Here is a 17,618-nt window from a genome sequence, read left to right on the forward strand (position 1 = left end):
ACGCCGCCATGACGTTGGAGTGTTGTAGATGCAGTTCGAAGTATCCCGCCTGCGGCGAGCCCTCATGCCTTTGTCGCTGGCTTGCGTGACCCTGTTGAGCGCTTGCGGCGGCAGCGATGACGATGACGAAGTCACCCCCGAACCGGCGCCCCCCGTCGTGACGGATCCCACACCGCCCGCCGAGCAGCCCAAGCCGGTCGAGACCGGCGCGTGGTCCACGGGCGACCTGCACGTGCATACGTTCCAGTCGGACGACGCCCAGGTCAGCCTGGAAAGCGCGCTGGATCAGGCGTTCGACCGCTACAAGCTGGATTGGGCCGCGATCTCGAATCACCTGCGCCTGTCCGCGCGCGACCATACGGGCGTGAACCTGCCGGGCGGATCGATCCCGTTCTCGCAAGGCATGGCGCAATACGAGGTGCCCTTCATCAAGCAGGCGCAGGCCGCGGGGCGCTACGCCGGCAAGATCATCTTCTCGTCGTTCGAATGGGACATGCCCACGCACGACCACGTCAACATCGGCATCGGCTACAACGATCCGCAGTCGGCCAAGTCGCTGGAGGCGGTTGCCGAGTTCGAATACCTGTTCACCAACCGCGATCCGAACAAGTTCGACCCGCTGCTGGTCTCGCGCCTGTCCGGCCAGACGCGCGCCTACACCACGCACGCCGACGCGCTGGCCGCGCTGAAGTGGCTGCGCGACAAGCACCCCGACAGCTACATGCTGCTGAACCACCCCTCGCGTTACGCGGGCAAGTACACCATCGCCCAACTGCGCGAGATGAACGACCTGGCGCCGACCGTCTTCTTCGCCATCGAAGGCATGGTCGGCAACCAGATGGAACCGGACCGCGGCGGCTACGCCACCGCGTACACCACGCCCTTCCTGCCCAACCGCACTTTTGGCGGCACGGACTACCTGGTCGCGCACCTGGGCGGCACATGGGACGCGCTGCTGGGCGAAGGCCGGCGCATCTGGAACGTGGCGGATTCGGACTATCACTTCCGCACGGCCTCGGGCCTGTACAGCAGCGGCTACGCGCCCGGCGAATACAGCAAGACGCACGTCTGGAAAGACGGTGACGACATGGCGGCGGTGGTGGCCGGCCTGAAGAGCGGCCGCATGTTCGGCGTCTTCGGCGACCTGATCGACGCGCTGGACTTCCAGGCCAAGGGCTTGGCTGGCGCCGCGCACATGGGCGGCGAGCTGAAGGCGGCCAAGGGTGAAAAAGTGGAAGTCACCATCCGCTTTCGCAGCCCCGACAGCAACAACTACGAGTACCCGATCGAAAGCGGCAATCCGACCTACGTGAAGCCCACCGTGCATCACGTGGACCTCATCGTGGGCGACGTGACCGAACGCGCCCAGGCAGGCACGCCGGAATACGACGCCGACACCAATCCCACCACGCGCGTGCTGGCCCGCTTCACCAAGGCGGACTGGAAGGTGGACGACGAAGGCTACAACGTCATCACCACCACGATCACCGCCGACAAGAGCCAGTACCTGCGCCTGCGCGGCACCAATCTTGGCGTGGACGTGGCCGGCGAAACCGCTGCGGGCGAACCGCTGCCGGACGCCAAGATCGACCTGGCCGACAACGTGGCGCGCTTTAACGCGATCAACGCGCGCAACTACAACGACCTGTGGTTCTATTCGAACCCGGTGTTCGTGACCGTCGCGAACTGATCTGATCAACCCGCCTGCGCCGCCCTATTCGGCGGCGCGGCGCAGGCAAAAAAATGCCCGGCTCGCGCCGGGCATTTTTCTTGGTGCAGCAGGCTTACTGCAAGGTGCGGGTGAAGACGAACTTGCCGTCCTGCCAGTCGACCGGCACCACGTCGCGCGGGCCGAACCTGCCTTCCAGGATCAGGCGCGCCACCGGGTTCTCGATCTGCTGCTGGATCGCGCGCTTCAAGGGGCGCGCGCCAAACACCGGATCGAAGCCGGAGCGGGCCAGTTCCGCCAGCGCCGGTTCGGTCACTTCCAGCCGCATTTCCTGCTTTTCCAGGCGTTCGCCAAGGCGGCGAAGCTGGATGCGGGCGATGGACTCGATGTGCTGCGCTTCCAGGCCATGGAACACCACCACTTCGTCGATGCGGTTCAGGAATTCCGGACGCAGCGTCTGCTTCAGCTCGTCCCACACCACTTCCTTGACCACGTCGTACGGCTGGCCGGCCAGCGTCTGGATATGCTGCGAACCCAGGTTGGACGTCATCACGATGACGGTGTTGCGGAAGTCCACGGTGCGACCCTGCCCGTCGGTCAGGCGGCCGTCGTCCAGCACTTGCAGCAGCACGTTGAACACATCCGGATGCGCCTTTTCGACTTCGTCCAGCAGCACCACGCTATAGGGCTTGCGCCGCACGGCTTCGGTCAGGTAGCCGCCCTCTTCGTAACCCACGTATCCCGGCGGCGCGCCGATCAGCCGCGCCACCGAATGCTTCTCCATGAACTCGCTCATGTCGATGCGGATCATGTGCTCTTCGGAGTCGAACAGGAACTCGGCCAGCGCACGGGTCAGTTCGGTCTTGCCAACGCCGGTCGGCCCCAGGAAGAGGAACGACCCATACGGACGCGCCGGATCGGCCAGCCCCGCACGAGAGCGGCGGATGGCGTCGGACACCAGGCGCACGGCCTCGTCCTGGCCCACCACGCGCTTGTGCAGGAACTCTTCCATGTGCAGCAGCTTTTCGCGTTCGCCCTGCATCATCTTGGACACCGGAATGCCGGTGGCGCGCGAGACGACTTCGGCGATTTCCTCGGCGCCGACGCGGGTGCGCAAGAGGCGCGGACGGGTTTCGTCGCCTTCCGCGTTTTCAGCGGCCTCGGCGGCGCCTACTTCGGCGGCCTTCAGGCGCGCCTCAAGGTCCGGCAGCTTGCCATACTGCAGCTCAGCCAGCTTGTCGAACTGGCCCTTGCGCTGCAATTCCGCCATCTCGGCGCGGACGTTGTCGATCTCTTCCTTGATGGCCTGCGTGCCCTGCACGGCGGCCTTCTCGGCCTTCCAGATTTCCTCGAAGTCGTTGTATTCGCGCTGCAGCTTTTGCAGCTCGTCCTCGATGACGCCCAGGCGGCGCTTGGACGCGTCGTCCGTTTCCTTCTTGACGGCCTCGCGCTCGATCTTGAGCTGGATGATGCGGCGGTCCAGCTTGTCCATCACTTCCGGCTTGGAGTCGATCTCCATGCGGATGCGCGCGCCGGCCTCGTCGATGAGGTCGATGGCCTTGTCGGGCAGGAAGCGGTCGGTGATGTAGCGATGCGACAGCTCGGCGGCCGCCACGATCGCGGGGTCGGTGATCTCGACGCCGTGGTGGATTTCATAGCGTTCCTGCAGACCGCGCAGGATGGCGATGGTGGACTCCACGTCGGGCTCGTCGACCAGCACCTTCTGGAAGCGCCGCTCCAGCGCCGCATCCTTTTCGATGTACTTGCGGTATTCGTCGAGCGTGGTCGCGCCAATGCAGTGCAGTTCGCCCCGCGCCAGCGCCGGCTTGAGCATGTTGCCCGCGTCCATCGCGCCTTCGGCCTTGCCCGCGCCCACCATGGTGTGCAGTTCGTCGATGAAGACGATGTTGCGGCCGTCGTCCTGGCCCAGCTCTTTCAGCACGGCCTTCAGGCGTTCTTCGAACTCGCCGCGGAACTTGGCGCCCGCCAGCAGCGCAGCCAGGTCCAGCGACAACACGCGCTTGCCGCGCAGGGTCTCGGGCACCTCGTCGTTGACGATGCGCTGCGCCAGGCCTTCGACGATGGCGGTCTTGCCGACGCCGGGTTCGCCGATCAGCACGGGGTTGTTCTTGGTGCGGCGCTGCAGGATCTGGATGGTGCGGCGGATTTCGTCGTCGCGGCCGATGACCGGGTCGAGCTTGCCCTGGCGGGCGCGCTCGGTCAGATCAAGCGTGTATTTGGACAGGGCTTCGCGGTTGGCCTCGCCTTCCGCGCCGGAGACGTTTTCGCCGCCGCGCACGGCGTCGATCGCGGCTTCCAGGGCCTTTTTCTGCAGGCCCGCCTCGCGCAGGATGCGGCCGGCCTCACCCTTGTCGTCGGCCAGCGCAAGCAGGAACAGTTCGCTGGCGATGTAGGTGTCGCCGCGGCGGGCGGCTTCCTTGTCGGTGCGCGTCAGCACGCCTTGCAGGTCGCGGCCCACCTGGACGTTGTCATCGCCCTGCACTTGCGGCAGGGACTTGAGCGCCGTCTCCAGGGCGGGGCCCAGACGGTTTACCGCAACGCCCGCCCGCGCCAGCAGGCTGCCGGCGCCGCTGTCGGAATCCGACAACAGGGCGGACAGCACGTGGACGGGTTCGATATAGGGGTGATCGTTGCGGGAGGCCAGACTTTGCGCGTCGGCCAGCGCTTGTTGGAACTTGGTCGTAAGTTTGTCGAATCGCATAATGGTCGTATTGGCTTGTGGGGAGCCTGACCGATACGTGCCGGCTGGCTCGATAACCTGAATATGTGGCCGGATGAGACAATTTCAACACCCGGCGCCCCTCATGGTCGTTTTCGACGTGCAGCAGCAAACTTAGCGATGAGCATATACGTTTTTGTGTACGGAACCCTACGGGCAGGCGAAATCAACGACCTCGCCCGGGCCGCCGCACGGCGCGGCCTGCCCCCGGCCAGCCATGTCGGCGCCGCCAGCGTGCCCGGCATGCTGGTCGATTTTGGCGACTGGCCCGGACTCATCCCCGTGGACGACGGCAGGCGGGTCCGCGGCGACGTCTTCCGCGTCGGCACGGCTCTGCTCGCCCTGATGGACGAGATCGAGGAATACGAGCCCGGCAAGCCTTGCTGCTTCGTGCGCAGGACGGTCTGCGCCCGCCTTGAAGGCCCCGGCGAACCCCTATTGCTGCACTGCGAGTACTACCCGATCGATCCCGCGTGGCGGGCCACGGCGGTCGATATCGCCGGGGACGACTGGATCGTCCACCGGGTTTCCCGGACAACGCCGGACGACCGGAAGGGCCCCTCGTAAGACGTCCGTAGTAACAACGGACTACAATAGACGCCTGTCTCGTGCTTCACACCCGTTCCGGCGCCCGCCGCGCAATGGGCACTCTAAAGGTCATCGTATGCAAAAACGGGTCCCCATTGCCCCTGATGCCGCCCACTGTTCCACGTGCATGCTGGGCCATGTCTGCGTCCCCGTGGGCATGGCAGCCGCTGAAGTCGAAAAGCTGGACGAGCTGGTGAAAGAACGCGTCCGCGTCGAAAAAGGCAAGACGCTCTACTCGCTGGATCATCCGCTGGACGCCGTGTACGGCGTGCGCTTCGGCAGCCTCAAGACGCAACTTGAAGACGCCACCGGCCAGATCCAGATCACCGGCTTTCACCTGCCCGGCGAGATCGTCGGCATGGACGGCATGCTGGACGGCAAGCACGTGTCGGCCGCCGTGGCGCTCGAAGACTCCGAGGTCTGCGTCATCCGCCTGAACGAAGTCGATCGCGTGGCCTCGCACCTGCCCTCGCTGCAGCAGCAGTTCCGCCGCCTCATGAGCCGCGAAATCACGCGTTCGCACCAGATGCTCGCGTCGCTGGGCTCCATGCGTTCGGAACAGCGCCTGGCCGCTTTCCTCCTGAACCTGTCGCAGCGTTATGCCTCGCTGGGCTATTCCTCGACCGAGTTCGTGCTGCGCATGAGCCGCGAAGAAATCGGCAATTACCTGGGCCTGACGCTGGAAACGGTGAGCCGGCTGTTCTCGCGTTTTGCGCGCGACGGTCTCATCAAGATCAACCAGCGCGAAGTCCGCATCCTGGACCTGCCGGCGCTCAAGCAACTGCTGGGACACGAGAGCTGCTGAGCAGTCGCCGCGCCATGCGTCGGGCGCCTGCCCTCCTGCCTGCCGCGCTAGCGGTGGCCGCCGTGCTGGCATTTGCCAACGCGCACGCCCAGACACCGCTGCCGGACCCTTACGACTACGACGAAGCCACGCCCGCGCCCAAGCGCGCGGCGCCGCTGCGCTGGCAGACCGTTGAACTGGGTCGGCCCGGCCACCGGTACAAGATGCCGGTCTACGCCAACCGCGACCTGACCAAGGACGACCTGCGCGGCATCAAGCAGGTGCTCATCGTCATCCACGGCGTCAAGCGCGACGCCGACCAATACTTCGAAACCGCCGCGGCGCTGGTCGCCGCCGACCCGGCGCGCGCCGGCGACACGCTGGTGCTCGCTCCCCGGTTTTCCGGCTCCATCGACTCCGGGTTTGCCGGCATGGCCGCCTGGCGCAAGGCCAGCTGGGAAGACGGCCAGGAAAGTATTCAGGCCGCAGGCCGCCCCGCCCCCGTCGCCTCGTTCCAGGTCCTGGATGATTTGCTGCGCAGCCTGAACGACCGCAAACGGCTGCCGTCGCTGACCGGGCTGGTGCTGGCCGGCCATTCCGCCGGCGCGCAACTGGTGCACCGGTACGCGGTGCTGAACAATCTGGATGGCGCACTGCGCCGCGACGGCCTTACGCTGCGCTACGTGATTGCCAATCCGTCGTCCTACCTGTACCTGACCAACGAACGGCCCCGCGCCGACGGCAAGGGCTATGCGCCGTACGAGCGCGGCATCTGCCCGACCTACAACCAGTACAAGTACGGCACCGACAAGCTGCCCGCCTACGCCCGCGAAACCGACGACGCCACGCTATTCGTGCGCTACGCCGCGCGCGATGTGGTCTACCTGCTGGGCGGCGCCGACAACAACCCCGAACACCGCCTGCTGGACAAGGCCTGCGGCGCCGAAGCCCAGGGTGCCACCCGGCTGGCGCGCGGCACGGGCTATGTCCAGTACGAACACATACTGGCCGCGCGCGGCGGCAAGCCCGTCACCCTGCGCCACACCGCCTTCGAAGTCGGCGGCGTCGGCCACGACGGCAAGCGCATGTTCGGGTCGATCTGTGGCGTTCGGGCGCTGCTGGGCAGCGACGCCCAGGCTAGCCGCACCGCCGCGGCCTGCGACATCATCAAGCCTCGCGCCAGATAACCGCTCCCCCTAGGGAAATTCCGCAGCCTCCCGCCTTGACAGGCGTTCGTGGCAGGCCTAAAACTTAACCTTATGGTTAAGTTAAATGATGACGCGCTCGATGCCATCTTTTCCGCGCTGGCCGATGGCACGCGGCGCCGGGTGCTGGCCGACCTGGAAAACGGCACGGCCTCGGTCAGCACGCTGGCCCAGCCGCATGCCATGTCCCTGCCCGCTTTCATGAAACACCTGCGGGTGCTGGAAGACGCCGGACTCATCGCGCGCGCCAAGGACGGCCGGGTCGTGAGCTGCACGCTGTCGGCCAAGCCCCTGGGCGCCGCCGCCGGCTGGCTGGCGCGCTACGAGAAGTTCTGGACGGGCCAACTGGATTCGCTGGCGCGATACCTGTATCACGAAGAGGAAATCCATCCATGGAAAACCGACTCTCCCCCATCGAGTTGCGGCTCCAGCGACGCTTTGACGCCCCCGTCGAACGTGTCTGGCGAGCCTGGACGGACCCGCAAGCGCTGATGCGCTGGTTCGGCCCGGCAGGCACGCAGCGCGTGCTGCTGGCCGAAACCGACGTGCGCGCGGGTGGCGCCTATCAAGTGGGCTTCGTCACCGCCGACGGCACGGAGCACCACGCCAGCGGCCGCTATCAGGAAGTCGCGCCGCATCGCCGCCTGGTGTTCACCTGGGCGTGGCGCGACACCCCGCAGGAAGTCTCGTTGATCACCCTGGAATTCACGGCGGCGGGCGCCGGCACCGAACTTGCCTTCCTGCAGACGCCCTTCGTCGACGAAGCGACGCGCGACGGCCACGAAGACGGCTGGTCGGGCGCCCTGGACCGGCTGGCAAATCACCTGGCCGGCGCGGCCTGACGCTGAACCCGAGCCCGGGCCAACGCGCCCGGCACGAAGAGGAGACGCAAGATGCAAACCGATCATCCCGTCGTATCCCGCAACGAATGGCATATAGCGCGCGAGGCGCTCTTGCGGCGCGAAAAGGAACTGACCCGCGCCACCGACGCCGTGACCCGCGACCGCATGGCCTTGCCGTGGGTGCAGGTGGACAAGCCCTACCTGTTCGAAGGCGCGCAGGGAGCGCAGCGCCTGCAAACGCTCTTTCACGGCAGGCGCCAGCTCATCGTCTATCACTTCATGTTTGGTCCGGACTGGGAGGAAGGCTGCGTGGGTTGCTCGCTGCTGGCCGACCACCTGGACAGCGCGCTCATGCATCTGCGGCACCATGACGTGTCGGTGGTGGCCGTCTCGCGCGCGCCGTTTGCCCGGCTGGCCGCGTTCAAGGTCCGCATGGGCTGGGCATTTGACTGGTATTCCTCGGCGGACGGCGACTTCAACTTCGATTTCGGCGCGTCCGTGCCGCAGGCGGATGGCGCGGTCGAGGAACGTCCTGGAGCCAGCGCCTTCTTTCGTGATCCCGACGGCGAGATCTTCCACACCTACTCGGCCTTCGAACGCGGCGTGGAGCGGCTGGCGGGCGCGTACAACTATCTGGACATCGCGCCGCTGGGCCGCAACGAAAACGGCCCATATTTCGACGTACGCGACTGGGTGCGCCACCATGACCAATACGGCGACGCCCCCCGCCACGCCTGCCACGGCCAGCGCTAAGCCGCCGGCCACGGCCGGCATGGCGGGTCTCTGGCTGGCCTGCCTGGCGGCCATGGGCGCCGGAATGGTCGTGGACACATGGCGCACGCCCGCCGCGTTGCTGGCCAGCGAATGCGGTGCGCCGGGCACCCTGGCGCAACTGGCCTGGCGGCACGCGGCGCTGATGCCCGCCAGTTCCGCCGCGATGGCGCTGGCAGCGCTGCTGCCTTGGTCCCGGCTTCCCTGGTCCCGGCGTCCGGGGGCAAAAACGCCGCTGGCAAGCCGCCTGCTATGCCTGATCCTGATGGCGATCGGAATGGTGCTGGGCGCGCGCCTGGGCGTTCAAACGGCGCAGGCGCTGGGAACCGCGCCTTTTTGGGGAATGGTGTTGGGCATGACCGCCTGCATGGCCGCCGCGCTGCTGCCGGTGGCCGCGCTCAGCGCCTGGCGCCGGTAAGCGGACGGACCGCGGGCGGCTGCGCCTCGATTGGCGCCGCGCCAGGCGCCTGGATCTCCAGCGCGGACGTCGCCTGCGCCACGCACGGCAGGATCCAGCCCTCTTCCTTTTCGTCCCGCGACAGACCGGGCCATTCGATGCCATACACGACGGATCCCTCGACCAGCAGGCACATGCAGGCACGGCACGTGCCATTGCGGCACGAACTGGGCAGCTTGATGCCCGCCGCCTGCGCGGCCAGCAGCACGGACGTGCCGGCGGGCGCCTCAAAGCGCAGGCCTGCCGGCTGGACAAGAACGGGGTACGAGGACATGGGCGGTGGGACGGCAGCCGCCGTTCAGGCGGCGTTGTCCTGCCAGTCCAGCTTCCAGGCACCGGACAGCACGTTCTGCATCCACAGCACGCAGGTCAAGGTCTTGGCGTCCGTGACCTCGCCCTGGCTGCAGGCCGCTATCAGGTCTTCGGGGCGCGTGCTGATCACGTCCAGGAATTCATCCTGGTCGAGCTGGCGTTCCCCCGCCTGCAGGCCGCGTGCAAAGAAGATGTGAATGATCTCGGTGGAATAGGCGATCGCCAGATGCAAGGCGCCCGCATGGGCCCATTGGGCGGCCGTATAACCGGTTTCCTCGAGCAGTTCGCGCTTGGCGCACACCAGCGGGTCCTCGCCCGGATCCAGCTTGCCCGCCGGAAACTCCGTCATCACGCGCCCGATGGGATAACGGAACTGGCGCTCCAGCAGCACCCGGCCGTCGTCCAGCAGTGGAATCACCACCACCGCGCCCGGGTGCACCACGTATTCACGGATGCCGGTGTGGCCGTTGGGCAGACTGACGGTGTCGCGGCGGATCTTCAGGAAGCTGCCGTCGTACGGCGCCTCGCTCGCGAGCAGCGTTTCGACGAGATGGGTATCGGCGGGTCGGGTCATGAGGACATCTGGATCATGGACAGGAAGGGGCGGATGGCCGTGCGAGGCACGCCTGGCAGCTTACCATCGCCCCGCCGGCCGCCGCCCGCCGGTCAGCCGAACTTGCGCGCCGCGTCCAGCGCGAGGCCCGCCCCGATGCTGCCAAACAAATCGCCTTCCACGCTGCGCGCCTCGGGCACCAGCCGGGACACGCTTTCACGCAGGCGCGGCACGCGGCTGGAGCCCCCGGTGAAGAACACGGTGTCCACGTCCGCCGTGGACACGCCTGCATCGCGCAGCAGCTGGCCCACGGTGGTCTCGACCTTGTCGATCAACCGCCCCACGCATGCGTCGAACGACGGGCGCGTCACCTCGACGCCCAGGTCCGGCGCGATGCGCGACAGGTCGATACGCGTGGCGGGCGCATCCGACAGCGCGATCTTGGCTTCCTCGACCTGCACCGCCACCCAGTGGCCCGCACGCTCCTTGACCAGGTTCAGCAGCAGGTCGATCTTCTGGCGGTCGCCGGCCTCGGCGCGGATGTAGGCAAAGTGCTCGGCCGCCTTGCGCGTGTAGGCCTGGTTGATGGTGTGCCAGCAGGCCAGATTGCCGTACTGCGTCGACGGCACGTCCTTGCCGCTGCGCAGCTGGCTGCCCAGGCCCAGCAGCGGCATCACATGCGCCAGGCTCAATTGCTTGTCGAAATCGACCCCACCGATATGCACACCGCCATAGGCCAGGATATCGTCGCGGCGGTCGGGCTTGGCTGCACGGTCCGGCCCCAGCCGGATCAGCGAAAAGTCCGACGTACCGCCGCCAATGTCGATCACCAGCACCAGCTCTTCACGGCTGATCTGCGACTCGTAGTCGAACGCCGCCGCCAGCGGCTCGAACTGAAACTCGATGTCGGTAAAGCCCACGCTGCGCGCGATCTCTTCCAGCGTGTCCTGCGCCGTCTGGTCGGCGGCGGGATGGTCGTCCACGAAGAACACGGGACGGCCCAGCACGGCGCGGGTAAAGCCGCGCCCGGCGGCCGTTTCGGCGCGCGCCTTCAATTCGGCGATAAAGCGCGTCAACAGCACACGGAACGGGATGGAGCGGCCCTGCACTTCGGTCGAGCCGTCGATGAGCGAGCTGCCCAGCAGGCTCTTCATCGAGCGCATCAGGCGCCCGTCATAGCCGGCCAGGTAGTCGGAGATGGCCGCCCGGCCATAGCTGACCTCGGCATCCTCGTCATGAAAGAAGATGGCCGACGGCAAGGTGGTCTTGCCGTCTTCCAGCGTCAGGAGCGCATGTTGGTCGGGACGGCTCCAGCCGACGGTGGAATTGGAGGTGCCGAAGTCGACGCCGCAGGCGGTGGAAATCATGGGAATTCAGGCGCTTAGAGCAAAACGGCGCACAAGTGTACCCGCTCTGGCTCCGGCCCTGGATTCCCACCCGCTTCTATTGCTGCTGGCGGCGTTGCTCCAGTTCGCGCAGGCACTGCTCCAGGCCGGCCTGCATCTGCGTGCGCGACGTGGCGGCACGGTCGGACACCGTGCGGCAGCGCTGGAATTCGGCCTGGCTTTGCGGCGTATCGCGGATCACCACCGGCGGCGTCTCGGGCGTGACCGTCATGCGCAGCGTCGACGGCGGCGACAGGCTGCCCTGGCTGGACGGAAACTGCATTTCCTGCGTCGTGCCGGGCACGGCGTTCTGGGCTTGGGCGGCGCCCGCCGCGCACAGGGCAGCAAGCAGGAAGGCAGAGACGTGGTGTTTGTTCATGGAAACCTCTTCGATAAGTCAGCGCCCGGTCCGATGGCCGGCTGCGACCCTATCGTATTACGCGACGTGGCGCCCGCGTCGTGCCAAGACGCTACACGGAAGCCGCCAGTTGTTTCCTCGCATTTCCGGTCAGCCCCGCTTGCCGGATTGCCCTCAAGATGGGCGCCGCGATTGGCGCAACGGGTCCAGCAGCGACGACAGCCCGTTATGGTCCAGTTCGTGCATCAGCGCCAACAGGCGCCCCAGCTCTCCAGGCGGAAAGCCCTTGCGCGCGAACCACGCCAGATAAGGCCCCGGCAGATCGGCAATCAGCCGCCCCTTGTATTTGCCGAAGGGCATGTCGCGCGTGACCAGCAGCGACAGCAGCGCCGGATCCATCACGTTCATCGCGGCCCGCCGCCGGCAAAGAGTTCGGCGGACAGCACCGCGGCGATCTTCACGCCAAAGCTCGAAATGTCCGGCAGCGTCGCGTTGTGGTGCGCCCGGATCTGCGCGCCATCCGCGTGCGGCTTGTCGTGCGTGGTGTGCGCATCGGCCGCCAGCGTAACGGGCAATCCCAGCCCCGCCGCGCGCCGCACGGTGGTGTCCACGCAGAACTCCGTGGCGTAGCCGCACACGACCAGTTGCGTCACGCCCCGGTCCGCCAGCACCTGCGCCAGATCCGTGCGCAGAAACGAATCCGGCGTCGTCTTGCGGATGCGGATATCTTGCGCGGAAGTCGCCAGGCGCGTGTCCAGATCCCATCCCGGCGCGCCATGCGCAAGGTCCGAGCCAGGGCTTTCATGTTGAACATAGATGACCGGCACGCCGGCCGCGCGGGCGCGTCCGGCCAGCGCGTTGATGCGCGACAGCACCTGCGCGGCCTCGAACGGCGGCGGCGAGGTTTCGAACAACGCGCGCTGCACGTCGATCACGATAAGAGCGGTATTCATGGATTGTCGTCAGGAAGCAGACTGGATCACGATGCGTGGCTCGCACCGTACCGGAAAATTCACGGAATTGGCAATGAAGCAGAAATGGTGCGCGCGCTCGTGCAGCGCTTGCGCCAAGGCAGCGTCGCCGCCCGCCGCGATCGTGACCTGGGGTTTGAGCGTGACCGAGGCAAACGCGCCGCCGCGCTTCGGGTCTTCCACCATGACGCCTTCGGCCTCGTCCCGGTAGGCCTGCACGGTCACGCCTTCGACCGCGCACAAGTGCAGATACCAGAGCATGTGGCAGGCCGACAGCGAGGCCACCAGCATGTCCTCGGGATTCCAGCGCGCGGGGTAGCCGCGAAAGGCCGGGTCCGACGATCCCGGCACGTCAGGCTTGCCTGCGGCCCGGATCAGGTGGTCTCGAGAATAGGCCGCGTAGCCGGCCGTGCCGGCGCCGGTGTTGCCGGTCCATTCGACCGAAACTTTGTAATGGTGTTCGCCTTTCATGCCTGTCGCCCTATCGCCGCGCCGGCAGCCCGATGCCGCCTCCCGCGCAAGGAACGCCGAGCTTAGCGCACGCCTGCTTGTCCCAGTTGGCCAATTTGGCGGCGTTCGGGTCTTACATCCCGTTTCAGCATCGGACAGTTACTGTCCGTATCGTGAAAACGCGTCTGGCCCTCAGTCAGGCCGTCACACAGGAGCTCGCCATGATGAAAACCACCCTGACCTGCACCCTGAGTCTTGCGCTGCTTGCGGGCTGCGCCCCGCCCAAGCCGATCACCGCCCGCTCCGTGCCGGTGGACAACCACACCGCCCGCAATTCCCTGGATTGGCCGGGCAGCTATGAGGGCGTCCTGCCCTGCGCCGATTGCCCCGGTATCCGCACGCGCCTGACGCTGATGAAGGACGGCCGCTACGAAAAGCTGACCCAGTACCTGGACCGCCAGCCCCAACCCGAAGTCGTGTCGGGCACCTTCAGCTGGGAGTCCGACGGCAGCACGATCCGTCTGGACGCCGCGGGCGACAGCCAGCGTTACTTCGTCGGCGAGAACCAGGTAACGATGCTGTACCGCGACGGCACCCGTCCCACCGGCCCGCTCGCGGGTCATTACGTGCTGCGCCGCGCGCAATAAGGCATCGCGCCGCTGCGGGCTTTGGGGCTATCCTCTGGCATCGATCGCGCCCGGCGGCGCGTCCCCTCCCGCAAGGAAGCCATGAAGACCGATCACGAACTGCTGTCTGCCTTCGCCCCAACGGGCGTGCTGCGCGCGTCCATCAACCTGGGCAATCCCATTCTCGCCAACGCCGACCCCGCCACTGGCCAACCCGGCGGCGTGTCGGTGGATCTGGCGACCGAACTTGCGCGCCGGCTGGGCGTGACACTGGAACTCGTCGTCTTCAAATCGGCGGGCGAATCCGTCAGTGCGGTGGCCGCCGAACAGGCCGATGTCGGCTTTTTCGCGATCGACCCGCTGCGTGGCGAGCAGATCGCCTTCACGGCGCCGTATGTCGTCATCGAAGGCGCGTACCTCGTCCGCCAGGACTCGCCGATTGCCGCCATGGACGAAGTCGACCGCCCGGGCCAGCGCGTCGTCGTCGGCAAGGGCAGCGCCTATGACCTGTACCTGACGCGCGAACTCAAGCAGGCCGAGATCTTTCGCGCCCCCACCTCGCCCGCCGTCGTCGACACCTTCTTGAAGGAAAACATGGAAGTCGCCGCGGGCGTCAAACAGCAACTGGAAGCCGACGCGCAACGCCTGGGCGGCTTGCGCCTTCTGGACGGCCATTTCATGCTGATCCGCCAGGCCATGGGCGTACCCAAGCGCCGCGGCGACAAGGCCAGCGCCTACCTCTCGGCCTTCGTCGAAGCCATGAAGAAATCGGGCTTCGTCGCCGAGGCGCTGGCGCGCCACAAAATCCAGGGCGCCGCCGTGGCGCCGCTGGAACCGGCAGTGCAGTCGTAGACGTAGTCTTAGGCGCGGGAACGCCGCACGGCCGGGCGTCTTCAATCAGCGGCCCGGCCGGCAGCGATGGACTAATGGCTGATCATCCAGGGCCTCGCGCCCGCGAATGACTTGGCGCCATCGCCGGTCGTGCGCGTCCGGCCCCGCGAACGCCCGCCGCTGCAGCACCCGCAGTTCATGCCGTGCCCCGCCCGCGTGCTGCGCGGCTCATTGGCGCTGCGTTCATTGGCCGCGTGCGCCCGGTTCATCGCCGAGGACAGCGCAGACACCGCCGGCGCACCCGCCACGATGCGGCCCGACAGCGCCCCGCACTGCGGGCATGCGGCCGGATCCCGCCACTGCGCCAAGGGCCGCAACACGGCAAACTCGCCGCAATCCGCGCAGGCATAGTCATACATCGGCATCGTCGTCTCCTACAAATCGCGCGACAGCGGCATGTCGACGTCGCCCTTGATGTGCTTGACCGGTCCGCTGGCCGACGGCTGGATGTCGAAATCGAAAATCTCCGTCGGCAACCAGAGCGTCGCGCACGAATTGGGAATGTCGACCACGCCGCTGATGTGCCCCTGCACCGGCGCGCAACCCAGCAGCGAATAGGCCTGCGCCCCCGAATAGCCGAACTTCTTCAGGTATTCGATGGCGTTCAGGCACGCCTGCCGGTAGGCCACGTTCACGTCCAGGTAATGCTGCTTGCCAGCCTCATCGACCGAAATGCCTTCAAAAATCAGGAAGTCCTTGTAGGCCGGCGTTATCGGACTGGGCTTGAAGATCGGATTGCGGATCGCATACTTGTCCATGCCGCCCTTGATCAGCGACACGCGCATGTGCACCCAGCCGGCCATTTCGATCGCGCCGCAGAACGTGATCTCGCCGTCGCCCTGCGAAAAATGCAGATCGCCCACCGACAACCCGCCGCCCTTCACATACACAGGAAAAAACACCCGCGCCCCGCGCGACAGGTCCTTGATGTCGCAATTGCCGCCATGCTCGCGCGGTGGAACCGTGCGCGCGCCCTCGCCCGCCGCGCGATCGCGGTCCGCGCCCTGCAACGCGCCCATGTGCGCGGTCTTGGGCGCAGGCGGATTGGCCAACGGCGGCACGCGATTCGGATTGGTATCGATCAACGCCTGCTCACGCCGGTTCCATTCGTCCAGCAGCTTGCGGTCCGGCAGGCACCCGATCAGTCCCGGATGAATCAGACCCGCGAAGCTCACGCCCGGTATATGCCGCGACGACGTGAACATGCCGTGAAAATCCCAAATGGATTTCTGCGCATGCGGAAAATGATCCGTCAGAAACCCGCCGCCATTGTTGCGGCTGAAAAACCCATTGAACCCCCACAGGCTGTCGGGCTTGGCGCCGATATCCAGCAGGTCGACCACCAGCAGGTCCCCCGGCTCCGCGCCCTCCACGCCCACGGGCCCGGACAGAAAGTGCACGGTGGACAGATCCACATCCCGCACATCGTCGGCGCTGTCATCATTCTTGATCGCGCCGCCCGTCCAGTCATAGGTTTCCAGGATGAAATCGTCCCCGGGCTTTACCCACACCGCCATCGGAATATCCGGATGCCAGCGGTTATGGATCTGCTTGTTGTCGTAGGGGGACTGTTCCAGATCGACACTGATAAGCGTGTTGGTCATTCTCTTTCATCTCCGTCGTAAAGCGTTGATAAAACAGAAGGGTTGGCCGCTGGCTGTCTAAAATGAAGCCGCAACTTAGGGTTCGTAAGCCATTGATCTGTAAAGGACGGTAGGACAGTTTTAGACAGCGGTAAACTGGCTTTTTGAACAGTTGCCGTATCCCACGGCAGGCTATTGGAAGCGCATAATCATGACGCCGAAGTACGCGGTTGATACCCAGGTATTCAATTGGATTCGGGATTTCGGGTTTGAGCTTTCCGCTTACCTACCCGCACAATTCTTCATTTCGGCCGTGCAAGCGGCAGAACTGCAAGCGGCCAAAGACGCCGCACTCCTCAATCTCGTCGAGGTTTGAGTTGACGACACTCATCCCGCCGAGAGCTTCGTTTTTGGCGCGAAGGGACTGGGGTTTGGGCAGTGGAAGTGGTCAGACGGTGTGACATACGAACGAATACTGGAGGCATTGAACTCGGCCAATCGAAAGGCGGATAACGTCGAAGATGCCTTAATTGGAGAGCACGCGATCAAGAATGGCTTGATCCCTCTCACCGGGGACAAAATCCTAGCGGAGACGATGAGTAGCTTAGGAGCACAGGTCCGCTTTGTTGAACATCCGTCCAAGAGTGAACGCGGAGCGACTCCATGTGCAGCCACTACCAGACCCTGAAAGACGCCGAGCTGCTGCTGAAAAAGTTCGGAGTAACCCGGCCGGGCATCCTGGGCAGGTACGACATGTGGCCGCGCTACCAGGGCATCTTCGTCCGCCGCCCGCCCGAGCATGACGCCGGCGACGAGGCCGTGCCCAGCATCGAAGCCGTGACGGGCCGCTGGGGCATGATCTCAGGATCCACCCGAACGGACGCGCTGGCCGGCGCGGAAAAGCTGTCAACCTTCAACGCTCGCGACGACCGCGTCGCCAACGCTTTCACCTTCCGCAATGCCTGGCGTCGGGCTCAGCACTGCGTCATCCCGGCCGATGCGATCTTCCAACCAGACTGGCGTTCCGGCAAAGCAGTGGCCACCCGGTTCACCCGGGCAGACGGCGCGCCGCTGGGCATCGCCGGGCTTTGGGATCGCTACCGGGACGCCGCCGGTCAGTGGCACAAGAGCTTCACGATGCTCAGCGGCTTTGCCACCTTGCCCAGACCCTGCAGCACCTTGAACCCACCGGACAGCGCCTGGAACGTGTCAACGATGTCCTGCGTGTTCTGCCGGATCGTCTCGATTGACGACGTGTTCCGCGCCGTGGCCTCCGCGCTGCTCGCCATGTCCTGCTCCATCTGCACGACTCGCGCGTGCAGCGACTTTATGAAGGCGTCCGACAGATGTTCCTCAGCCATGGAATTTCCTTTGAAGCGACATCATCCCGTCCCCTATAGACGTAAAAAAACCCGCCGTGGCGGGTAAAATTC

At 65.8% G+C, this 17,618-nt stretch carries 22 protein-coding genes; 12 read left to right on the plus strand and 10 right to left on the minus strand.

The genetic code is table 11. The features are described from left to right. Window positions 1–28: 28 nt before the first annotated feature. Complete coding sequence (locus H4P35_RS16440) at window positions 29–1,690, plus strand: S-layer protein (RefSeq protein ID WP_175155822.1); 1,662 nt, start codon at window positions 29–31, stop codon at window positions 1,688–1,690. A 94-nt stretch (window positions 1,691–1,784) separates the two neighbouring features. On the opposite strand, the gene clpB is transcribed toward H4P35_RS16440, so the two are convergent. Then, window positions 1,785–4,391 (minus strand): ATP-dependent chaperone ClpB, encoded by a 2,607-nt coding sequence (gene clpB / locus H4P35_RS16445; RefSeq protein ID WP_226846246.1) that lies wholly within the window; start codon window positions 4,389–4,391, stop codon window positions 1,785–1,787. A gap of 138 nt (window positions 4,392–4,529) precedes the next feature. Between clpB and H4P35_RS16450 the strand changes: the two genes are divergently transcribed. The 7 genes from H4P35_RS16450 (at window position 4,530) to H4P35_RS16480 (ending at window position 9,017) form a co-directional block, all read left to right on the plus strand. Next, on the plus strand, window positions 4,530–4,976 hold the full coding sequence (locus H4P35_RS16450; RefSeq protein ID WP_226846247.1) for a gamma-glutamylcyclotransferase: 447 nt from the start codon (window positions 4,530–4,532) through the stop codon (window positions 4,974–4,976). A 97-nt stretch (window positions 4,977–5,073) separates the two neighbouring features. Beyond that, the gene (gene fnr / locus H4P35_RS16455) at window positions 5,074–5,802 is read left to right on the plus strand and encodes a fumarate/nitrate reduction transcriptional regulator Fnr (RefSeq protein ID WP_056324138.1); all 729 of its coding nucleotides are present in this window, start codon (window positions 5,074–5,076) and stop codon (window positions 5,800–5,802) included. Between the two features lie 14 nt (window positions 5,803–5,816). Continuing rightward, complete coding sequence (locus H4P35_RS16460) at window positions 5,817–6,968, plus strand: hypothetical protein (protein WP_226846248.1); 1,152 nt, start codon at window positions 5,817–5,819, stop codon at window positions 6,966–6,968. 72 nt (window positions 6,969–7,040) lie between these two features. Next, window positions 7,041–7,478 carry a helix-turn-helix transcriptional regulator gene (locus H4P35_RS16465; protein ID WP_226846249.1) on the plus strand — a complete coding sequence of 146 codons (438 nt, stop codon included), beginning with the start codon at window positions 7,041–7,043 and terminating at the stop codon, window positions 7,476–7,478. After that, window positions 7,379–7,828, plus strand: a complete 450-nt coding sequence (locus H4P35_RS16470) for an SRPBCC domain-containing protein (protein ID WP_180098401.1) — start codon at window positions 7,379–7,381, stop codon at window positions 7,826–7,828. The genes H4P35_RS16465 and H4P35_RS16470 overlap by 100 nt, the downstream gene beginning before the upstream one ends. A 51-nt stretch (window positions 7,829–7,879) precedes the next feature. Next, a complete protein-coding gene (locus H4P35_RS16475) occupies window positions 7,880–8,581 on the plus strand; it encodes a thioredoxin family protein (protein WP_226846250.1) in 702 nt (233 codons plus the stop codon). Beyond that, window positions 8,532–9,017, plus strand: coding sequence for a hypothetical protein (locus H4P35_RS16480; protein ID WP_226846251.1), 486 nt, complete (start codon window positions 8,532–8,534; stop codon window positions 9,015–9,017). Before H4P35_RS16475 ends, H4P35_RS16480 begins: the two co-directional genes overlap by 50 nt. Here H4P35_RS16480 and H4P35_RS16485 read toward each other — a convergent pair. The 7 genes from H4P35_RS16485 to H4P35_RS16515 form a co-directional block, all read right to left on the minus strand. Continuing rightward, window positions 8,998–9,330 carry a 2Fe-2S iron-sulfur cluster-binding protein gene (locus H4P35_RS16485; protein ID WP_217617490.1) on the minus strand — a complete coding sequence of 111 codons (333 nt, stop codon included), beginning with the start codon at window positions 9,328–9,330 and terminating at the stop codon, window positions 8,998–9,000. The two genes, H4P35_RS16480 and H4P35_RS16485, sit on opposite strands and share 20 nt — an antisense overlap. Window positions 9,331–9,354: 24 nt before the next feature. After that, window positions 9,355–9,942 carry an NUDIX domain-containing protein gene (locus H4P35_RS16490; RefSeq protein ID WP_062840630.1) on the minus strand — a complete coding sequence of 196 codons (588 nt, stop codon included), beginning with the start codon at window positions 9,940–9,942 and terminating at the stop codon, window positions 9,355–9,357. Window positions 9,943–10,034: 92 nt separating this feature from the next. After that, window positions 10,035–11,288, minus strand: a complete 1,254-nt coding sequence (locus H4P35_RS16495) for an Hsp70 family protein (RefSeq protein ID WP_226846252.1) — start codon at window positions 11,286–11,288, stop codon at window positions 10,035–10,037. A gap of 76 nt (window positions 11,289–11,364) precedes the next feature. Continuing rightward, window positions 11,365–11,685, minus strand: coding sequence for a hypothetical protein (locus tag H4P35_RS16500; protein ID WP_056324115.1), 321 nt, complete (start codon window positions 11,683–11,685; stop codon window positions 11,365–11,367). A gap of 153 nt (window positions 11,686–11,838) precedes the next feature. Further along, a complete protein-coding gene (locus H4P35_RS16505) occupies window positions 11,839–12,063 on the minus strand; it encodes a DUF3820 family protein (protein WP_056324642.1) in 225 nt (74 codons plus the stop codon). Window positions 12,064–12,068: 5 nt separating this feature from the next. Then, window positions 12,069–12,617: a cysteine hydrolase family protein gene (locus H4P35_RS16510; protein WP_226846253.1), complete on the minus strand. Its 549-nt coding sequence runs from the start codon at window positions 12,615–12,617 to the stop codon at window positions 12,069–12,071. Window positions 12,618–12,626: 9 nt separating this feature from the next. Continuing rightward, the gene (locus tag H4P35_RS16515) at window positions 12,627–13,106 is read right to left on the minus strand and encodes an OsmC family protein (protein WP_226846254.1); all 480 of its coding nucleotides are present in this window, start codon (window positions 13,104–13,106) and stop codon (window positions 12,627–12,629) included. Between the two features lie 200 nt (window positions 13,107–13,306). Between H4P35_RS16515 and H4P35_RS16520 the strand changes: the two genes are divergently transcribed. Beyond that, complete coding sequence (locus tag H4P35_RS16520; RefSeq protein WP_226846255.1) at window positions 13,307–13,732, plus strand: copper resistance protein NlpE; 426 nt, start codon at window positions 13,307–13,309, stop codon at window positions 13,730–13,732. A gap of 81 nt (window positions 13,733–13,813) precedes the next feature. Next, window positions 13,814–14,563 (plus strand): ABC transporter substrate-binding protein, encoded by a 750-nt coding sequence (locus tag H4P35_RS16525; RefSeq protein ID WP_226846256.1) that lies wholly within the window; start codon window positions 13,814–13,816, stop codon window positions 14,561–14,563. Window positions 14,564–14,634: 71 nt separating this feature from the next. On the opposite strand, the gene H4P35_RS16530 is transcribed toward H4P35_RS16525, so the two are convergent. Both H4P35_RS16530 and fmdA read right to left on the minus strand, forming a co-directional pair. Then, window positions 14,635–14,967, minus strand: a complete 333-nt coding sequence (locus H4P35_RS16530; protein WP_226846257.1) for a zinc ribbon domain-containing protein — start codon at window positions 14,965–14,967, stop codon at window positions 14,635–14,637. A 9-nt stretch (window positions 14,968–14,976) separates the two neighbouring features. Further along, on the minus strand, window positions 14,977–16,206 hold the full coding sequence (gene fmdA / locus H4P35_RS16535; RefSeq protein ID WP_223576108.1) for a formamidase: 1,230 nt from the start codon (window positions 16,204–16,206) through the stop codon (window positions 14,977–14,979). A gap of 190 nt (window positions 16,207–16,396) precedes the next feature. Here fmdA and H4P35_RS16540 point away from each other — a divergent pair, with 190 nt between their 5' ends. Continuing rightward, window positions 16,397–16,561 carry a hypothetical protein gene (locus tag H4P35_RS16540; protein WP_226846258.1) on the plus strand — a complete coding sequence of 55 codons (165 nt, stop codon included), beginning with the start codon at window positions 16,397–16,399 and terminating at the stop codon, window positions 16,559–16,561. A 287-nt stretch (window positions 16,562–16,848) separates the two neighbouring features. Further along, window positions 16,849–17,613 carry an SOS response-associated peptidase family protein gene (locus tag H4P35_RS16545; protein WP_226846259.1) on the plus strand — a complete coding sequence of 255 codons (765 nt, stop codon included), beginning with the start codon at window positions 16,849–16,851 and terminating at the stop codon, window positions 17,611–17,613. Window positions 17,614–17,618 lie beyond the last annotated feature (5 nt).

The organism is Achromobacter sp. 77 (genome assembly GCF_020541125.1).
GTDB lineage: Bacteria > Pseudomonadota > Gammaproteobacteria > Burkholderiales > Burkholderiaceae_B > Achromobacter > Achromobacter mucicolens.

Excerpts from the sequence above, each read along its gene's own strand:
- fnr (WP_056324138.1), top strand. The coding sequence starts at position 5,074 with ATGCAAAAACGGGTCCCCATTGCCCCTGATGCCGCCCACTGTTCCACG.
- H4P35_RS16480 (WP_226846251.1), top strand. The coding sequence starts at position 8,532 with ATGACCAATACGGCGACGCCCCCCGCCACGCCTGCCACGGCCAGCGCT.
- H4P35_RS16440 (WP_175155822.1), top strand. The coding sequence starts at position 29 with ATGCAGTTCGAAGTATCCCGCCTGCGGCGAGCCCTCATGCCTTTGTCG.
- H4P35_RS16465 (WP_226846249.1), top strand. The coding sequence starts at position 7,041 with ATGGTTAAGTTAAATGATGACGCGCTCGATGCCATCTTTTCCGCGCTG.
- H4P35_RS16540 (WP_226846258.1), top strand. The coding sequence starts at position 16,397 with ATGACGCCGAAGTACGCGGTTGATACCCAGGTATTCAATTGGATTCGG.
- H4P35_RS16460 (WP_226846248.1), top strand. The coding sequence starts at position 5,817 with ATGCGTCGGGCGCCTGCCCTCCTGCCTGCCGCGCTAGCGGTGGCCGCC.
- H4P35_RS16515 (WP_226846254.1), bottom strand. The coding sequence starts at position 13,106 with ATGAAAGGCGAACACCATTACAAAGTTTCGGTCGAATGGACCGGCAAC.
- H4P35_RS16530 (WP_226846257.1), bottom strand. The coding sequence starts at position 14,967 with ATGCCGATGTATGACTATGCCTGCGCGGATTGCGGCGAGTTTGCCGTG.
- H4P35_RS16545 (WP_226846259.1), top strand. The coding sequence starts at position 16,849 with ATGTGCAGCCACTACCAGACCCTGAAAGACGCCGAGCTGCTGCTGAAA.
- H4P35_RS16475 (WP_226846250.1), top strand. The coding sequence starts at position 7,880 with ATGCAAACCGATCATCCCGTCGTATCCCGCAACGAATGGCATATAGCG.
- H4P35_RS16505 (WP_056324642.1), bottom strand. The coding sequence starts at position 12,063 with ATGGATCCGGCGCTGCTGTCGCTGCTGGTCACGCGCGACATGCCCTTC.
- H4P35_RS16495 (WP_226846252.1), bottom strand. The coding sequence starts at position 11,288 with ATGATTTCCACCGCCTGCGGCGTCGACTTCGGCACCTCCAATTCCACC.
- H4P35_RS16520 (WP_226846255.1), top strand. The coding sequence starts at position 13,307 with ATGATGAAAACCACCCTGACCTGCACCCTGAGTCTTGCGCTGCTTGCG.
- H4P35_RS16500 (WP_056324115.1), bottom strand. The coding sequence starts at position 11,685 with ATGAACAAACACCACGTCTCTGCCTTCCTGCTTGCTGCCCTGTGCGCG.
- H4P35_RS16450 (WP_226846247.1), top strand. The coding sequence starts at position 4,530 with ATGAGCATATACGTTTTTGTGTACGGAACCCTACGGGCAGGCGAAATC.
- H4P35_RS16485 (WP_217617490.1), bottom strand. The coding sequence starts at position 9,330 with ATGTCCTCGTACCCCGTTCTTGTCCAGCCGGCAGGCCTGCGCTTTGAG.
- H4P35_RS16525 (WP_226846256.1), top strand. The coding sequence starts at position 13,814 with ATGAAGACCGATCACGAACTGCTGTCTGCCTTCGCCCCAACGGGCGTG.
- clpB (WP_226846246.1), bottom strand. The coding sequence starts at position 4,391 with ATGCGATTCGACAAACTTACGACCAAGTTCCAACAAGCGCTGGCCGAC.
- fmdA (WP_223576108.1), bottom strand. The coding sequence starts at position 16,206 with ATGACCAACACGCTTATCAGTGTCGATCTGGAACAGTCCCCCTACGAC.
- H4P35_RS16510 (WP_226846253.1), bottom strand. The coding sequence starts at position 12,617 with ATGAATACCGCTCTTATCGTGATCGACGTGCAGCGCGCGTTGTTCGAA.
- H4P35_RS16470 (WP_180098401.1), top strand. The coding sequence starts at position 7,379 with ATGGAAAACCGACTCTCCCCCATCGAGTTGCGGCTCCAGCGACGCTTT.
- H4P35_RS16490 (WP_062840630.1), bottom strand. The coding sequence starts at position 9,942 with ATGACCCGACCCGCCGATACCCATCTCGTCGAAACGCTGCTCGCGAGC.